The following is a 15,777-nucleotide window of genomic DNA, read 5'->3' as shown; positions in this document are numbered from 1 at the left end:
AAAAGGCGCTTAAAAGCGTCCTTTTTTTTAGAAGAAAATTTTTTGCTGTAAATTTTAAGTTTCATCCATAATCAATAGCCGGAAGACTCCCCTCTTCCGGCTCTACTCTCCATTACTTTATGATCGTCGACCCCTGCAGCAGTTCCGGCTTCGCTCCAAGGATCAATAAGAATAATTTCGAGTCACTGATTTGTCTATGTTTTTTCATGATGTCTTTCAGCTTTACAATATTCGGGTGTTCTTTTAATTTCTGCACTTCTTCCTGATAGAGTGAGAGAATCGAGTCCCGTACAAACTGTGGTTCGTAATCCGGCAGCTCTTTGTCACGGAGTAATGACCCCATATATCCGTACTTCAGCTGCAGTTGACGTGTCAGGCTAGTGACGTGAACAAGCTGTTCATTCAGCTCCGGGTAATCCTGTTTCAGTGCTTCCACGTCTTTTTTCGCTTCGTGGAGTTCGTTCATTCCCGCTACCATTGTGGTCATGATGCTTCCCCTCCCATATTCCAAGGTTTTTCTAGTCCGATGATGCCATTCAGGATTTTACTTTGTTTGCGGCGGATTCTTCTTCTTTCCGCCCGTTCTTTTCCTGATTCGAACAAGAATTTCTCTTCTTCCGTTTCCGGTACGATTTCCGGAACTTTAACAGGTATTTTATTTTCATCAAGAGCCACGAAAGTAAGGAAGGCCGTTGCCGCCATTCGTCTTTCCCCTGTGATCATGTCTTCTGCGATCACCTTGCAAAAGATTTCCATTGATTTATTTCCGACGTAAGAGACGAAAGATTCGACGCATACGGAATCGGATTGGTGAATCGGATACAGGAAGTCAATGGAATCGGTTGATGCCGTCACGCACTCCTTAACCCGTGCATGGCGTCTGGCGGATAACGTCGCGTTGTTATCAAGCTTCTTCATCAAAACGCCCCCGAATAGGGTGTTATAGTTGTTTAAATCATTGATCATAACCTGATCGGTACTGACGACCAGACTTTCTTTCGGATGTTTGGTTTGAGGCATGAAAACAAGTCCTTTCTGTGTGTAAATGGTATTTCAAACGTTTGATACCCAAAGTGTACGCCCCTGATTCCGATAAGTGAAATGAATGTTCCTCATCATCACCATAGATGCTGTCTATGCAACGGCTTACAACTGAATGGTATCAATCCCCATTTCCCCTAAATCGAGGCAAAAAAAAGAGCATTCCTCAGTCGGAAATGCTCCCCATTAATCGTTCCTGGGTAAAAGTCAGCCACTCTTTAGTGGCATAGGATAAGTATTGATTTTTCCTCCAAATGATGGCGAGGTCCCACTCGATGACGGGTTTCACGACGCGAATCGCGATCAGATCTTCTTTCAACTGCTCGTACACGCTGAAAGGCAGGATCGAAATCCCAAGTTCCGCCTCGATCATCTTCCCGATGAAGTCCCACTGCGAGCTTTCGGATACTACTTTCGGGATAAAGCCGGCTTTCTTGCATGCCTCCCGGATCCGGTCATTCAAGGCAAAATCTTTGTTAAATAGAATGAGCTGTTCGTCCTCAAGCTCCATCAATTTGACTTGCTTTCTTCCCGCCAATCGGTGGGTTCTCGGCACCACGAGCCGCAGTTCCTCTTTCATGAACGAAAAGTGATGGAAATCTTCCTCAGCAGCAGGCAGCACACCGACACCGACATCCAGTTGATCAGCGAGGATATCCTCTTCAATCCGTTTCGTCCCGTTCTCAATCAGCTGGAACGTGATGCCGGGATAGAGCGCATGGAATTCCCCGAGCACCTTGATGAACTGACCTGCGTCCATGATAGGCGGGAGTCCAATTCGGATATGCCCCCGCTGAAGGCCGATCAGGTCATCCAGCTCATGCTGGACATTCTCGAATGCTTTATCGATCGTCTGGGCTTGCTTCAAAATAGCCCGGCCTGCATCCGTCAGCACGAGCTGCTTCCTGGAACGGTCAAACAGCTCAACGCCAAGCTCATCCTCCAGATTCCGGATCATCTTACTAATCGTCGGCTGCGTCACAAACAAGTGATCCGCCGCGCGGGTGAAACTCTTAAAACGAGTCACCTCTATGAAGTATTTTAAGTGTCTGATGTCCATTTGCTCACCTTCTTATGTTGAATCATATGACATCATCTTATCATACCCTCCAAATAAAAAAGGAAAGCCTAGCAAGCTCTCCTATTGTTTGCACTCATTTAAAACGATAACTAATCCAACATCTTTAATTCCCTTTTAAGAAAAGCACGCCTGGCTTTAATGAATTCAAAAATAAACGAAGGCTCCCGGTCAAACTGCCGGATATCTTGCTTAATATGAGGATCATCCAGTACATATGGCCGCAGGTTGGCATGTAACGCCATAACGCTCTCTTTTAAGTACTTCACGGTAAATTTCGTTTCAAGGATTTCTTCTAATAACTCTTTATATTGCCTTCTGAATTCGGGAACCTTCATAAGCCGAGTGGTTAGTTTATTTTTTTCTTTCCCCGTTAAGGGTACGTAATCGTAATTCATGACTCCGCCGCTGACTTTTCTCCCGAATGTAGCATCATAATCCCAGGGGATGATGCTAAACAGTCCGTTTTCTGGATTGCGATACAACGCGTAGTTATGAGTGAAGCCATCGTTATTCATTGTACAAACAGCTCCTGCGAGCCATTTTAAGTAATTTTCAACGTCTAGAAGGTTGGGAAGGACATCTGAGAGGGAAGAGCTAGGTGTGGTATTGATTGTCTTTACAAGGTCGATGAGGTATTCATCCTCTTGCTCATTTCCATATTTTTTTTGATAACCGGAGAGTAAAGATTTTTTCTTTTTTCCTTTTCTTTTTAAGGAGAAATTCGCATTATTACTGGTCGCGTAATAAATAGGACCCAATGGGAGGTTACGACTTTCTAAGTAAATTTGGTCAACGGATTCAAGTTGGAGGTAAAGGCCTAGTGGCTTACCGTTCTGAATAAGGAAAATATGCTGGCTTTCTGGAGTGTGGATGCCAATATCCCTCATGAAATCCAGGGAGAGCTTGTTCCGGAAGTGCGAAGGATCATACAATTCCGCATTTAAATGGATATCTAATTTGCCATCATATGTCCTCGGATTCACAAACTCTACATAATAGGATTTCTTTTCTAATTCCCTTGTGTAGGACCCTCTGTAACAAATATCGATATCATAGGTTTCTTGATCAATTTTGATATGAGCAGGTACCGGCAGATCATTCCACACATCGCTTTGAAGCTCCCTTAAATCATTTTTCTCAAATAGCAATTCATATAAAGGGAGGGAAAAAGTCATGTCCATGATGCTCCTTTCATCGTAATATTAGTCCTCTAATGAAATCTCGAAACAAAAAGTAGAAGAAACAGGAACGTATCTTCTACTTTTTTGTCCCTCTTAGTTCCTCTGTTAGCAGTTTCTTCTTCCGCGTGAACTGCTTGAACTACTTGAACTACTTGAACTACTTGAACTGCGTGAACTGCGTGAACTGCGTGAACTGCTTGATCCAGTAGATCTACTAGAACCAGTAGAACTAGATGATGCTGTAGAACTTTTCGAGTGTTTTTTCGGCTTTCTTGGTGGCATATCTTCTCCTCCTTTAATTCAAGATAGAATATTATATTTGGTATTTGTCCTTGTTGACACGTCTCTTGTCCTGATTTTTATTTATTACTCAAATTCAGATCGCAATTTTGCAAAATGTTTGTACTTATAGCCCCTATTTCATAAAAATTCATTTCCCTTCAAAATAAAAACAGCTCAGAGCATATGATTCATGCTCTGAGCCTCTGAACTTCATTACTTTCCTAAACTATTTCAAGTGCCTGATATTCACTTGCTTATCTTCTTTTACATGGTCAGTTCCTTTATAATAGTAACAAACTTACTATAGCTGTTAAGGATGGGAATCAAATGAATACGAAACCAAACTATCAAACGTGGATTCGAATGAACAAACTACTTATTTTCTTATGTCTTTCTCTCCTTCTTCTCCTGGGCACCTTATTTCCCATACCGGTATACCTACGCGTCTTATCCGGCGTGCTTTCGCTGCCATTTCTTTATATCGCCTTTATTCTCTCTTATTCTATTTATCAATTCTCGGCTTTCGGAGGAAACTATCAATCGAGGATTCATGATTTGATTGTGTCCAAAGTGGATGGTGGGGCTGAAAAAATCCTTGATATCGGTACAGGGAGCGGTTCACTGATCATTAAACTTGCCAAGCACTTTCCGAGCTCCACATTGACTGGAATCGACTACTGGGGTGAGAACTGGGAATATTCGAAAGTTCAATGCGAGCAAAACGCTGAGATTGAAGGAGTATCGAATCGCATCCATTTCTTGAAAGCTAGTGCTTCTAAGCTTCCTTTTCAAGACGCTGCATTTGATGTTGTGGTCAGCTGCCTTACGTTTCATGAAGTAAAGGATTCCACTGATAAGACCGCGGTCATCAAAGAGGCGCTTAGGTGCTTAAAGCCCGGTGGCGATTTCGTCTTTATGGATTTGTTTCAAGATGAGAAAACATTCGGGGATGTAAACGAGCTTATCGCTTCCTTGATGAAGGATGGTGTTTCTGACATCGAATCCTATACTCTTGCAGAGTATATTCCTATGCCAAGTATTCTATTAAATAAAAAAGTTCTAGGTCATGGAATGATCATAAGTGGAAGGAAGTAAAAAATCCCGGAGCACACACGCTCCGGGATTTCTTTATAAGACTTTGTTATCCTAGGATATTAAGGAAGCATCCAAGCGACATTATAATCGTTTTCTCCCCCGAAGTACTGCCAAATTTCCGCCCGCTCGTCCGTTCCCGGAAATTCAAGCCATTCCGAGTTGTCCGTTGTCAGGTCTGTCGGCACTTCCATCGGGTAGTATGCAACCCAGTAAGCACCAGGCGTGTTGGGAGTGTATTCTCCCATCGACACTTCCCAGCTCCATGGAGAAGAGTATGTACCAGGTTTGACGCCTTCCCCATACTTTTCAAGATAATCAATGAATGCACTGTAAATCAATTGATTGTTCGCATAATCATAGCTATTCATGCCCGTATATGCCGGTTCAACATCAATGAAGATGACAGGTCTGACTTTCGTGCCATAGACACTCTTCATTGCTTCATAGGTTTCTAGAGCAAGTGCCGCCTGATTTTCTCCCCATTCAATCGGAGAGATGCCGTCAGGTGCGATTTGCATACCTGAAAGGAACCAGTATCCGTAAAGGTACGTAGCTTCCTCTGCTCTATCACTGTTGAAGAAAATGCCGCCGCCAGTCGTCGTGTCAAACTGCACCTTGCTTCCATACCCTAACTTCCCGATATAAAAATCCTGCCCTTCAGGGTTTGCGGTTGAAGCAGAGTCCGATCCGTATGCATAGTCCGCAGCTGCCTCAGCTTCATTGGATTCTGTCACTACTTCGGATTCTTCTCCCGGCACTTCCGGCTGTTCAGGTGTTTCTTCTGTCGGAGCTGAAGATAAAATCGCTGAATTCACGTTTGCATGCTGGACAGCTGTTTCACTTGCATGCTCGCTTGCCTGTGAGTTCACTCTTTTGTTTTCAGCTTTTTGTGGTTTTTCAGCCTTTTTTTCTGTATTAGGCTTCACGTTAGGTTTAGCAGAGTTGGCTTTTTCTTCAGCTTGTCTTTTAGGCTCTTCCTGTTGCTTCTCTGCCTGATGTTGATTTTCTTCTGCTTTCGACTGTTCAGGAGCCTCAGGTTTTACATGAGTTTCTTTTTCTCTTTCATGTTCAAGCTTTGAATGGACGGCTTGTTCAGCCTTCACGTTTTCCCCTTTTTCTTTATCCATTCCCGCTGCCTGAGCGAACGTGCCTCCAGACATAAGTCCAAATGATAATGCAGTCGTAACAACCATTGATTTCATCCATTTGTTTGATGTTTTCATCTTCGTTTTTCTCCTCTTCTATATCGTTATTTAAATTCGTATTAAACGGTAAGAAAAGGAGCTTTTTCCGGCGGTGGCGAAGGCGGGGCATTCATCCACTGATACCAGTATTGAACGTCAGAAGCATGATAAATGTTGCCGAGGTACAACCCTGTTTCCCAAAGGAATCCGACTGCAATGAAGCTTGTCGCACTTGACCCCGTACCGGGAAGGTCTTGAGTCTTCCCCCCAGAAGGCTGGTTCCGGTGTGTAGAGGTGTGAATCACTTCTATATCGACTAGCTGCTTCTTGGATGGGGAGTGGTTATCCGGTTCTGGAATCGGCTTCTGAACAGAGGTTCGAGTTGAGGTCTTCTTTTTAACTGGAGGAGATTCTACTTCTTTCACGACCGCCTTTACAACAGCAAATGAAGGCTTCTCATCCGAGTGTTTCACCTCATGTTTTTCGGTAGTGAGAGGTTTGGCAGATTCTTTACGCACAGGTTGCCTGATGGTATCCGCCTCTCCTCTTACTCCCTTTGCATCTATTGACTCTTTGACTATTGCAGCAGCCTTCACAGACCGCTTTTCCTGAGCATTAGCCTTTTGGTGGACACTAGGAGGCACAGCCTTTTCAGGCCGCTTACCCTTTTGAGGTGTCTGAGCCTTTGCCGGCAAAACCTGAGGTGGACCGGGAGTCTTCACCTGGCTTTCTTCTTTGCCTTGTTTCTCAGGAAGGTTTTTCTTCTCCTTATCCTCTGCATCCGTATGTATAGCAGCTTTCTCTGATCTATGGTCGTTTTCCCTGTGATCTTGTGCATATGTATGAATCGGCAGGATTGCCGCTGCCCCTATCAAAATACTCATAAAGAGGATTGATCTGATGTGCATGATTTCACCCCCTTTCATAGACACTATTCGACATTTTCTGTTTATTTTTGTCGGTAGTACCACCTTCTCTCACGAAAAAAAGCCGATTTTCAGTGATGAAAATCGGTTTTCGTAAAGTTTTATTTAAGTTCTTATTATTCTTCTTTAAATGCCAAGCCCTTCTCGCCAAGTGCCTTCCGAAGCTTAGGAATAGAAGAAGGCCCCATCCCGTGAAAAGCAAGAATCTCTTTCTTACTGTAGGCAGCCAGCTCTTCCAACGTCGTGATCCCGTTATTCTCCAATGCCCTTCTCGCTGGACTTGAGAGGACCGATAGAAAACCGGTCTCAGGTTTCCGTTCTTTTTCACAGACAGGGCAGGTCGGGCAGTCGCTCTTTTTTACATAGGTATGCCCTTTATCGCAAATCCTTACGTTTTCTTTCGAAGTCATGATATCACTTCTTTCTTATGACGGATCATTGTCATGGTATTTAACAGAATCGTTACGATGATCAGGATCGCCGAAGCGAGCGCCACGGATCCTGTTACATCCATTATTGCCGACCAGTCCCCAATTTTGACCAAATGATAGTGATAGAAAATTTGAAAAGATAGAGACAGTGCACACGCCCCCATGCTCATGACGGCAAGGGTGAGGTGATTTTTTCTATACGTCACAAGCGTCACTACCGGAAGGGTCCAGGCAAGAATTCCAAGCAACAAGCTTCCTACATTGAGCCAAACCATCATATTATTTCCTCCTCATTTGCTTTCTTATTGTTTCTCCAAACCCATGAAGACAAAAGCAGAACCATCGCAACACAAGTCGCGATCAGATTGTACACAAGAATATCTCCTGTTTTTATGTAAAAAATCGCAAGCGCCCCGCCGAAGATCAGCATGATGGAGAATGATAAACGGATGAGATAGGCATTGATTTTCATAGTACTCCTCCTTATCTTTATTATTCCAAAATTTTCTATCCTCTTCAATCGTTTCTCAGTAATAAAATTGTTACGTTTGTAGAATAGAGAAGCAGCATAGACCTTTAGATGAGTTTACTGTATTCATTATTAAAGAATTTTCGACAAAGAGCTTATAAAAGTAAATAACGGATTATTAATCTAGATTCTGGCTCATATTTTGAAAATCCGGTTCATAAATTTTTAAATCCAGCTCATAAGTGGGCAAAACCGGCTCATATCTATGTACAGCCTTGGTAAGCTCTTTACGTTTTGGTCTAAAAACCGACATACAATCTCAAAAAAAGCAGGAGATGCTCTCCTTATGGCGAACTATACCTATGAATACCTCATCAAAGGAGTGATTTTTTGATTATAAAAGAAAGACAACCCCCTCAAAGACTTCTCCAAACCGAGGCTCTATTAAAAAGGCTGGTTCCCATAAACCATTCAAAACGGCCAGACATTGAACAAGACCTCAAGAAACGAAAAGCAGGTTATAATGGTGAAAAAGCTGTGGATTACCAGCTTAGGTTTCTGACCGACAAGAAATATATGATCTTCAGTGATTTACGACTCCCCATGAAACCGGATTTCTTTCAAATAGACTCCCTTCTTATTACTTCATTCTACTCACTTCCTATCGAAGTAAAAAACATCTCCGGCACCCTGACCATAGACCCGGAATTCAATCAATTCACTAAGTCTTACAAAGGAATTGAAACGGGATTTCCCGATCCCATTACACAGGCAAACCGCAAGAAACTATTTCTTCAAAGATGGTTTTACAACAACAAACTACCCTGTCCCCCTATTGAATACCTAGTCGTATTCAGCAATCCCTCTACTATTCTGAAAATGGCGTCTGGCCACAAGCTCCTTCCCCCTCATGATAAAATCATCCATGCCCAAAGCCTTGTCAGTGAAATAAGCAAACTAAATACGAAATATATCCGGGATGACAACCAAGTCATTGATCTGAAGAAGACTAAAAGACTTTTATTGAATCAACACCAAGAACCAAACTCTTCAATACTAGCTACCTATCAATTACAACCATCAAACATTAAACGTGGAGTTCTCTGCGAACAATGTACCCATGTCATGACCAGAATGACCGGCGTGTGGCATTGCCAACACTGTAACCACTTCTCTAAAACGGCTCATGTGCAGGCCATTGAAGATTATTTTCTCTTAATCAAGCAATCGATCACCAATCAGGAATTAAGAGACTTCCTCCTCCTTCCTTCTCGTAAAACGGCGTCAAATATTCTTCAATCACTCAATCTCACTAAGATAGGAACCAAAAAGGGAGTGTTCTATACTAAAGGATCTTAGTCTACTCAGGAAGTTTTCATTTCCATTCATATATTGAGAATCTTTTTCCTACATGTAAAAACAATCATAATACAAACAAAATAGGGTGCCCGTAAATTCAAGGCACCCCCTTACAAAAATTATCGCTACAATCCAACATTGAATCTATCTCTTTTTCTTAAGAGAGAGTATCAATACCACACCAAACAGAATCGCAGACACCAATAAAGTGGTTCCCGATCCAATCGGTGTCAAAAATCCAGCTATCAAAAGAAGAATAGCCACTATCAACAAACCAATAACCATCCCTATCCCCCTATCTTAAATTTGAATACCACTCCCCGAACTTCCTCATCCCCGACGTCTCCTTCACCCGGTTATACTCCAAGAAATCCCCTTCATCAAATTCAGCCATCGTTTTACGAAAGTGCCGCGGGATAAAGATATACCAAAGATCGGACCAGCTATTCTCATTCTCTGAACCTCTTATTTTCTCTGCGACGACTCCGGGGGATTTACTCTCAAAGAATCTCAATTCCTCACCGTCATAATAAGCTAGGCAAGATCTGAATTCACAAACTCTGTTCTCCACACCATGCATCAGCTTTAATATCCCCTCGATGCCGATTGTATCCAGCATGTGGTTGACGTATGCTCTTGGAAAACCGTTTAGCGACTCTATAAAAAATCCGGAATCCAAAGCGATGCAGGGTCGATTCACAATTGAATATGCCTGTAACACCTTTTGCTTCGCGATTTCTTTAATATCATCGCTTCTCGGTTCACTTAGTTCAGCCTCAATCGGCAAAACCTTTATGTTGGTTAACTCCTTCTGTGCAGAAGCAACTTTTCCTTTATTCGTTGTGACGAAAATGATTTCTTTCATCGTTTTCTCATGTACTTCTATCAACGTTACTTCCTCCCGATCCTTCTAAGAACTTTCATCCAAATGTGAGTCACTGCTTTTTTTATACTGAAGCTGATGATACCCCAAGACGATAGCTAGCACACCTATCACGGATAAAATGCTGCCGCCAACTAAAAAGGTATTGATATATCCCTTTACTATAACGTTGTAATATTCAGGGTCCGCACCACCACGATTGAACAACCAAGCATCAGCCTTAGCAGTTCCAAAATATACACAAAAGAAAAGCATAATAAAACCCGCTATCGCTGATAAAACACCTAAGATGATAATAAGGTTCAAGTTATCTTTTGACATTGGATTTTCCCCTTTCGTGATCATCTTCACTTCACTCTTTGATCAATCCGCGCCAGCACCTCCACCGCCGCCGTCAAATCCGCCTCCTCCATCAGAATATCCTCCAATAAACGAACCGGACTCACCAGGAGGTGGACCGCTCCATTTCCATGAATTGGTGAGGAACTCATGGGGATTCTGATCTGAGATCATGAGAGCAGAAAGTGGCGCAGCCGGTAACACGGTATGGTTCTCCACCCACTCACCTGTCATATGTCTTAATTTCCTCTTCCGTTCAAAAAGAAGGATCCGGATCGTCCATATGTCCATTTCCTCTCCATTCCCAGCGGGGAACCCTTCTCGTTTCACCTGTTTGCGGAACCGGCGGATACCCGCTTTTACATCAAGTGCCGCTCCCGACATCGTATGGCGAGGGACCGTGAACATAAGAGTGATAGTGAGAAATAGGCATAAAAGCAGGAACGAGCCCGCTGTTTCATTATGAAGTTGAGCCATGGCAAAAAAGGTTATAACACCAAAAATAAAAATCGGCCACTTCTTTTCTTTCTTCCACCATAGCAATGCAAGGGATCCACTACCTATGATTCCATACATCCATAGAGCAAATGCCGATTGCATGTCAAAATAATAGGCACATAAGGTCCCGATTACAACGGAAAGAGGCACGAGCTTCGTGACAAAATGGAACCAGCGGTCATGCAGGAGTCCGGCTTCCTTTGCTTCTTTTAATACTTCAGCAAACCATTCCTTCTCCTGCTCTTTGAGAGCCTTGACCTTGGTATGATATTTCTTTACATGGCGGCTGAGATCTTTCTCACTCTTCGTAGCCCCGGCAAGGTCCGTCATGGCAAATGCGGCCGATCCGTTCTTTCCTTTTCTCTTAAAGATCCATGACACCAGCTTTGCTTCAATTGATGATAGTGATTTGTCTTCAGAGATCAGTGTGAAGAACAAGGTCTCATCCGGAGCCCAGCTATCACTCAGAAAACGGGTCGTCGTTTTCTGTTTATGAACCTTCACTTTCCCTCTTTCCACCAACGAGTACAACCCGGCCATCAACGCTCCGTGTCTGAACTTCCCACGCCTATGGACCATGTACAAGAGAAGGGGATCCGCTTCCAACACATCCCTCGTTCTGCCACTTCCTCTTATTCTGCCTATCAGGAATCCCAGTATCATGATGAATAAGATTCCGCCTAAAGTGAGTGCGAGCCCACCAAGTACTTTTTTAACTGTATTCATTTGAGTTTTTCTTTTCTCCACGAGTGCCATCCGGTCTTCTTCTTCTTGAATGGCCTCTTCCAATGATTTCGAAGCAGCGGTCTTTGTCTGCTCGGTCATGATTGAAGAGGGAAAGAAAAGCCGCGTTTCCGTTAAGGAATACATGTCAGAAACAGGGGTCGTAAAGCGAACGACCTCTGGCCCCTCCTCTTCCACCTTCCCCTTTTGATCGTGGAAGAAAGCTTCATACTCGGCAGGGTCGACTTTTTCAGGGAATACAAAGTCGATCGTTACGTTATGTAAATCGATGTCATGATTGCTGTCTGTTCCGAAGAAAGGAACCGTCAGATCGCTGTATGTATTATACGATTTCACGGCATTTTTCAGCTCATAGGCGTAAAAAATGGTCTTCTTGGTGTCCTCCACCGGAAATGGTGAACGATACGTACCATCCTCCCGTTTCACATCAAGCGGACGCAGATCCGCATCCTTGGTGAAGCCAAGCTCCGCCTCATCATTGATCAGTTCATAGGCTTTAAACCACTGAACTCCCTCGTGGTGATCTTCAGGAATGGACCTCCTGACACTCTTAAACTTCCCATTAAAGGTGTACGTGAACATTTCGTTGATCATTAGATTTCCGTTGGGCTGAATCCATGCCCGGATTTGGACTTCATCGATACTGTAGGACTTGGCATAAGCTGTTTGACCAAAGGAGAAAAGAATGAGGAGAAGGATGATGAGTTTTTTAAGCATATTCGTTTTCCTCCTTTCAAAAATCTTGCCTTACGCTAGGAAGTACCTTCGCACTTCCTCCCAATTATTCACACGTTCATACCCCGTCTCATACTTGTTATGGGGAGCTGAAAATAATATGCCCCTACCTTTAAAGTTCTTAAAGTGTCTAGGGCTGTCGTCAATTAAATAATCCGCATGAATAATGCTTTTGTTCCCACAAAAGACAAATTGTAAGTCTGATAGAAAGGGGAAGTGTTCTTTTAACCATTCGTATTTAGCGGTGAAAGAAGTAGGATGCTCCATTGCCGCAGTCGTGATATAAATCTCATAGGATTCATTCAATTCCTTTATGACTTCCTGACTCCCTTCCATCACTTCCAAGTCCCGAAAAAATGTCGGATCATCTACATACGCAAGGATGTCATCTGCAGAGCGTGGCCGGATTTTCCAAAGTCTTGTTCCAAATAAATCATCTGTTGTCAGTGTTTCGTTGTAATTCTTATTAAATAAATCCAGATGTTTTTTATGTAAATCCGCCATCACCTCATCCATATCAATGGCTATTCTTTTCATATGCCCGCTCCTTTCCGTCCAACATACTCCTCCCGCAGCATCCCATAAACTGCACAGTCTTTATACTGACCTTTCGCATTTCGAATCATATGCCGTATGATTCCTTCCTGCTTCATCCCGACCTTTTCCATGATTCTGCCCGAAGCCGGATTATCTGTATTATGGGAGGCTGACAACTTGTGAAGGTTCATATGAATAAAAGCAAACTCAACGACCGCTTTCAACGTTTCGGTCCCATACCCCTTATTCCACCAATTGTATCCAATGGAATAACTGACCTCACAGTTCCCAGTAGCGTGGTCAAAGTCATATAAATCAATCTCTCCAATGAGGTCATGACCATCTTTGAGCTCTATACCCCAGTAACAGAACTTTTTAGAATCGTACCCACTCACAATCTTCTCAACCCGTACCTTTGTTTCTAAAACATTCTTGTGTGCAGGGCTGATACGATGATCTGATATTCGTTCGTCTGAAAGCCACCGATCAAATACGATCTGCGTATCGTCTTGGCGCATCCTCCTAAGAATGAGTCGATCGGTTTCTAATGTGGGGGTTCCACAAAAATCCAGCATGATGTCCCTCCTATCTGAAACAGACTCTCACTAAAAATAACTCACCATCATTACAACAAAGCTAACACTCGTAAATAAAAGAACCCCATAAAACACTGCCCCCACATTCGCCTTCAGATCATTATCCTTCTGAACCTTCCACCCTGCTTGACTCGCATTTAGAGTGGCATTTTTAGATAACGCCCCGCCGCTACTGTTAAAAAAGAAGAGTACCACTGTTATACCAAGACCTATAAAAAAGCTCCACTCACCGTACGAAAAGGCGAACAGGAGGCTTCCTATCCAAATCGCAATTGCAAGTGCCACAGCCGTCACTAATGATGTTCTTGAGATGAATTTTTTCATATATATTCCCCCTCGTATTTCTCATATTTACGAATGGGGCTGTGAAAAAGTTTCAATTTTCAGTCAAATACATTCTTCCAAAACTCTTCATGATTCAACTTCTCCACACACCATTGATAATGACCGTCCTCACACGTTGGAGAATAAAGATTCGCCGTCATCAAACTAAAGATTAATACATAAAAATATAAATCCTTCTTTACCCCTTCCCCTAAAGAGGATAGGATGATTTCCAAATATCTTTCGGTAAGATCAGTATTCAGTTGATTATACATATCCAGACACACCCAGCCGATGGCCACATCAAATAAATAATCCCCATACATGGTCAGCATTCCAAAATCAATCACCCCCGTAATCTTGTGGTTCTCATTGATTAAGATATTCCCAGGATAGAAGTCTCCATGTATGATTGAGTACTCGCCATTATATCCCGCTGCCAATCTTTCCATCACGAGCTTCATCTTTCCCTCGTAATCCTGGACATCTCTCATAAAATAAGGTTTCAACTCGAGCTGTTTCAGCACAATGGTTTCACTTAATAGATCAAACCAATTATCCATATGGTCTAACAATACTCGAGAATCACGGAATAGCTGGAAGCCTTCGATGGTAGAGTTCCCTTGTACAGATTGCAGTGCCATATTTGCCTGAAGATACGCCTTCATCATGTTTGTTTGCTCATCGTATGTCATCCCAGGAAGCTTACTTTGCATATCACGGCCATTTATCCGCTTTTCAATCGTCACTAACTTCCCCTCTTCCACAAAGATATCGTGAATATAAGGAAGCTCGTAGCTCAGCTGACTTGTATCTATCTTGGAATAGAAATCCCTCAAGGATTCCTGCTTTTTAAAATCTGACTGATCATTATACACTTTTAATATTCGGTCGTGGCCCAGTGCATAAACCTCCGCTTCCATTCCTGAACCCAGGAAATCGGCTTGAGACAATTGAAACCGATCCAATAGAAGTTGTTTCGACTTGTCTTGATTCATGTTTTTTCACCTCTCTTTTATGAACGATTTTGACGGAAGAAGCGTAAGTTCCTCCATCGTCCATTCTCGATGTTCATCCATATACCACTCTATCAAGTGATATCCTAATGAATACCCACTCCAAAATGGCAAGTTCATTTCTTTATTTCCGAACATATAGGAATTTGTTATCTCCCCTTGCTTATGGATGTGATGCCTGAATGTTGAGTTCCACAAATCCCGAGCTTCCTTTATTGAAAGAACATCCCTATAAGGTCCCAGGAAATGAACGCCTAATTCATACCGTACAAAATGCTCAGCCAGTCCTTCTAACACCAGCCGATCCAACAGGGTTTCTTCTCGTTCCGTGCCCTTGAGCTTACTCATTCTCCAGTGGTGATGGTACTCATGATAAACCACTGATTTCAATGTGTTTTTTACACCTTGATTCGCTTCCACGATAAAACACATCTTCCCATTCCAATCAGTAAACGCCGAAACGCCACCAAGCTTGTCTTTTACAAACGAATCATGCTCATCCAACATAAACAACTCAAGCTGAATGGATTTATCAGACGGATATTTCATCATTAATCTCTTTAATTCAGCTACAATATAGGATTCAAAATCTAATAAACTCATTCTGTCAAACTGCTTACGTAAAGATTCAAGATCTGAATGAACATCAAACATTCCAAAAAATTTCATGGAATCAAGCTCTTCTTTCGTCATCTGGAACGTTTCCATGAAAAGCCCTTCTCTATCGCTCATCGGCTCTTTCTGCAATTGAAGGATGAACTGTTCCATCTGAATCATTCTCGGTGTTGTACCCACTTCACTCATGAATTCTCCCTCTCTTCCCCAGCACGTCCCCTTACATTCAAATACTCCTCATACACTTCTCCCACTCTACCTTTACCAGGAGCTATTCCCTTCAACCTTTTATGAATATCATTCAGCAGATACAACCCTCTAAACAAAGTACCCATTACAATTCCGAGCGCTATCACTCCCCCTACAAGAGGTCCCAGCATGAGCAGGACATATCCCAACATCAAGCTTAGAAAGATCCAGAATACCAAATTCAACTCAATC

The 15,777-nt window shown here is 42.7% G+C and carries 21 protein-coding genes; 2 read left to right on the top strand and 19 right to left on the bottom strand.

Annotation, left to right across the window (positions count from 1 at the left end; genetic code table 11):
* Positions 1-112 precede the first annotated feature (112 nt).
* The 4 genes from ACIGG7_RS02240 to ACIGG7_RS02225 all read right to left on the bottom strand — a co-directional run bounded on the left by ACIGG7_RS02240 (position 113) and on the right by ACIGG7_RS02225 (position 3,297).
* Entirely contained in the window at positions 113-487 is a 375-nt protein-coding gene (locus ACIGG7_RS02240; protein ID WP_397548613.1) for a hypothetical protein, read from the bottom strand.
* On the bottom strand, positions 484-1,020 hold the full coding sequence (locus ACIGG7_RS02235; RefSeq protein WP_224942265.1) for an acyl-CoA thioesterase: 537 nt from the start codon (positions 1,018-1,020) through the stop codon (positions 484-486). The genes ACIGG7_RS02240 and ACIGG7_RS02235 overlap by 4 nt, the downstream gene beginning before the upstream one ends.
* Positions 1,021-1,207: 187 nt before the next feature.
* Complete coding sequence (gene cidR / locus ACIGG7_RS02230) at positions 1,208-2,101, bottom strand: cidABC operon transcriptional activator CidR (protein ID WP_397548612.1); 894 nt, start codon at positions 2,099-2,101, stop codon at positions 1,208-1,210.
* Between the two features lie 110 nt (positions 2,102-2,211).
* Positions 2,212-3,297: a CotH kinase family protein gene (locus ACIGG7_RS02225; protein WP_397548611.1), complete on the bottom strand. Its 1,086-nt coding sequence runs from the start codon at positions 3,295-3,297 to the stop codon at positions 2,212-2,214.
* 615 nt (positions 3,298-3,912) lie between these two features.
* On the opposite strand from ACIGG7_RS02225, the gene ACIGG7_RS02220 reads away from it, so the two are divergent.
* Positions 3,913-4,680, top strand: coding sequence for a class I SAM-dependent methyltransferase (locus ACIGG7_RS02220; RefSeq protein ID WP_397548610.1), 768 nt, complete (start codon positions 3,913-3,915; stop codon positions 4,678-4,680).
* 59 nt (positions 4,681-4,739) lie between these two features.
* Here ACIGG7_RS02220 and ACIGG7_RS02215 read toward each other — a convergent pair whose 3' ends face one another.
* The 5 genes from ACIGG7_RS02215 to ACIGG7_RS02195 all read right to left on the bottom strand — a co-directional run bounded on the left by ACIGG7_RS02215 (position 4,740) and on the right by ACIGG7_RS02195 (position 7,693).
* Positions 4,740-5,903 carry a hypothetical protein gene (locus tag ACIGG7_RS02215; RefSeq protein ID WP_397548609.1) on the bottom strand — a complete coding sequence of 388 codons (1,164 nt, stop codon included), beginning with the start codon at positions 5,901-5,903 and terminating at the stop codon, positions 4,740-4,742.
* Between the two features lie 41 nt (positions 5,904-5,944).
* Positions 5,945-6,772 (bottom strand): hypothetical protein, encoded by an 828-nt coding sequence (locus tag ACIGG7_RS02210; RefSeq protein WP_397548608.1) that lies wholly within the window; start codon positions 6,770-6,772, stop codon positions 5,945-5,947.
* A 134-nt stretch (positions 6,773-6,906) separates the two neighbouring features.
* Positions 6,907-7,200 (bottom strand): RNA polymerase alpha subunit C-terminal domain-containing protein, encoded by a 294-nt coding sequence (locus ACIGG7_RS02205; RefSeq protein ID WP_224942254.1) that lies wholly within the window; start codon positions 7,198-7,200, stop codon positions 6,907-6,909.
* Positions 7,197-7,499 carry a hypothetical protein gene (locus ACIGG7_RS02200; protein WP_397548607.1) on the bottom strand — a complete coding sequence of 101 codons (303 nt, stop codon included), beginning with the start codon at positions 7,497-7,499 and terminating at the stop codon, positions 7,197-7,199. Before ACIGG7_RS02200 ends, ACIGG7_RS02205 begins: the two co-directional genes overlap by 4 nt.
* The gene (locus ACIGG7_RS02195) at positions 7,496-7,693 is read right to left on the bottom strand and encodes a hypothetical protein (protein WP_397548606.1); all 198 of its coding nucleotides are present in this window, start codon (positions 7,691-7,693) and stop codon (positions 7,496-7,498) included. The genes ACIGG7_RS02200 and ACIGG7_RS02195 overlap by 4 nt, the downstream gene beginning before the upstream one ends.
* A 387-nt stretch (positions 7,694-8,080) precedes the next feature.
* Here ACIGG7_RS02195 and ACIGG7_RS02190 point away from each other — a divergent pair, with 387 nt between their 5' ends.
* A complete protein-coding gene (locus ACIGG7_RS02190; protein WP_397548605.1) occupies positions 8,081-9,049 on the top strand; it encodes a nuclease-related domain-containing protein in 969 nt (322 codons plus the stop codon).
* Positions 9,050-9,193: 144 nt separating this feature from the next.
* Here ACIGG7_RS02190 and ACIGG7_RS02185 read toward each other — a convergent pair whose 3' ends face one another.
* Genes ACIGG7_RS02185 through ACIGG7_RS02140 form a run of 10 tightly spaced genes read right to left on the bottom strand, consistent with a single transcriptional unit; the run spans position 9,194 to position 15,770 of the window.
* On the bottom strand, positions 9,194-9,334 hold the full coding sequence (locus tag ACIGG7_RS02185) for a hypothetical protein (protein ID WP_397548604.1): 141 nt from the start codon (positions 9,332-9,334) through the stop codon (positions 9,194-9,196).
* A 10-nt stretch (positions 9,335-9,344) separates the two neighbouring features.
* Positions 9,345-9,938, bottom strand: coding sequence for a non-canonical purine NTP pyrophosphatase (locus tag ACIGG7_RS02180; protein ID WP_397548603.1), 594 nt, complete (start codon positions 9,936-9,938; stop codon positions 9,345-9,347).
* A 21-nt stretch (positions 9,939-9,959) separates the two neighbouring features.
* Positions 9,960-10,253, bottom strand: a complete 294-nt coding sequence (locus ACIGG7_RS02175; RefSeq protein ID WP_224942244.1) for a hypothetical protein — start codon at positions 10,251-10,253, stop codon at positions 9,960-9,962.
* 42 nt (positions 10,254-10,295) lie between these two features.
* Positions 10,296-12,230, bottom strand: coding sequence for a DUF2207 domain-containing protein (locus ACIGG7_RS02170; protein ID WP_397548602.1), 1,935 nt, complete (start codon positions 12,228-12,230; stop codon positions 10,296-10,298).
* A 30-nt stretch (positions 12,231-12,260) separates the two neighbouring features.
* A complete protein-coding gene (locus ACIGG7_RS02165; RefSeq protein ID WP_397548601.1) occupies positions 12,261-12,785 on the bottom strand; it encodes a 5' nucleotidase, NT5C type in 525 nt (174 codons plus the stop codon).
* Positions 12,782-13,360: a GNAT family N-acetyltransferase gene (locus ACIGG7_RS02160; RefSeq protein WP_397548600.1), complete on the bottom strand. Its 579-nt coding sequence runs from the start codon at positions 13,358-13,360 to the stop codon at positions 12,782-12,784. Before ACIGG7_RS02160 ends, ACIGG7_RS02165 begins: the two co-directional genes overlap by 4 nt.
* 30 nt (positions 13,361-13,390) lie before the next feature.
* Positions 13,391-13,705, bottom strand: coding sequence for a hypothetical protein (locus tag ACIGG7_RS02155; protein ID WP_397548599.1), 315 nt, complete (start codon positions 13,703-13,705; stop codon positions 13,391-13,393).
* A 59-nt stretch (positions 13,706-13,764) separates the two neighbouring features.
* Positions 13,765-14,703: an aminoglycoside phosphotransferase family protein gene (locus tag ACIGG7_RS02150; RefSeq protein ID WP_397548598.1), complete on the bottom strand. Its 939-nt coding sequence runs from the start codon at positions 14,701-14,703 to the stop codon at positions 13,765-13,767.
* Between the two features lie 6 nt (positions 14,704-14,709).
* Positions 14,710-15,525 carry a DUF2268 domain-containing putative Zn-dependent protease gene (locus ACIGG7_RS02145; protein WP_397548597.1) on the bottom strand — a complete coding sequence of 272 codons (816 nt, stop codon included), beginning with the start codon at positions 15,523-15,525 and terminating at the stop codon, positions 14,710-14,712.
* Positions 15,522-15,770 carry a hypothetical protein gene (locus tag ACIGG7_RS02140; RefSeq protein WP_397548596.1) on the bottom strand — a complete coding sequence of 83 codons (249 nt, stop codon included), beginning with the start codon at positions 15,768-15,770 and terminating at the stop codon, positions 15,522-15,524. The genes ACIGG7_RS02145 and ACIGG7_RS02140 overlap by 4 nt, the downstream gene beginning before the upstream one ends.
* Positions 15,771-15,777: the final 7 nt, after the last annotated feature.

The sequence above is a fragment of the Rossellomorea sp. NPDC077527 genome, assembly GCF_044542955.1.
GTDB classification, from domain to species: domain Bacteria; phylum Bacillota; class Bacilli; order Bacillales; family Bacillaceae_B; genus Rossellomorea; species Rossellomorea aquimaris_E.
This window is presented reverse-complemented; position numbering and strand designations above follow the sequence as displayed.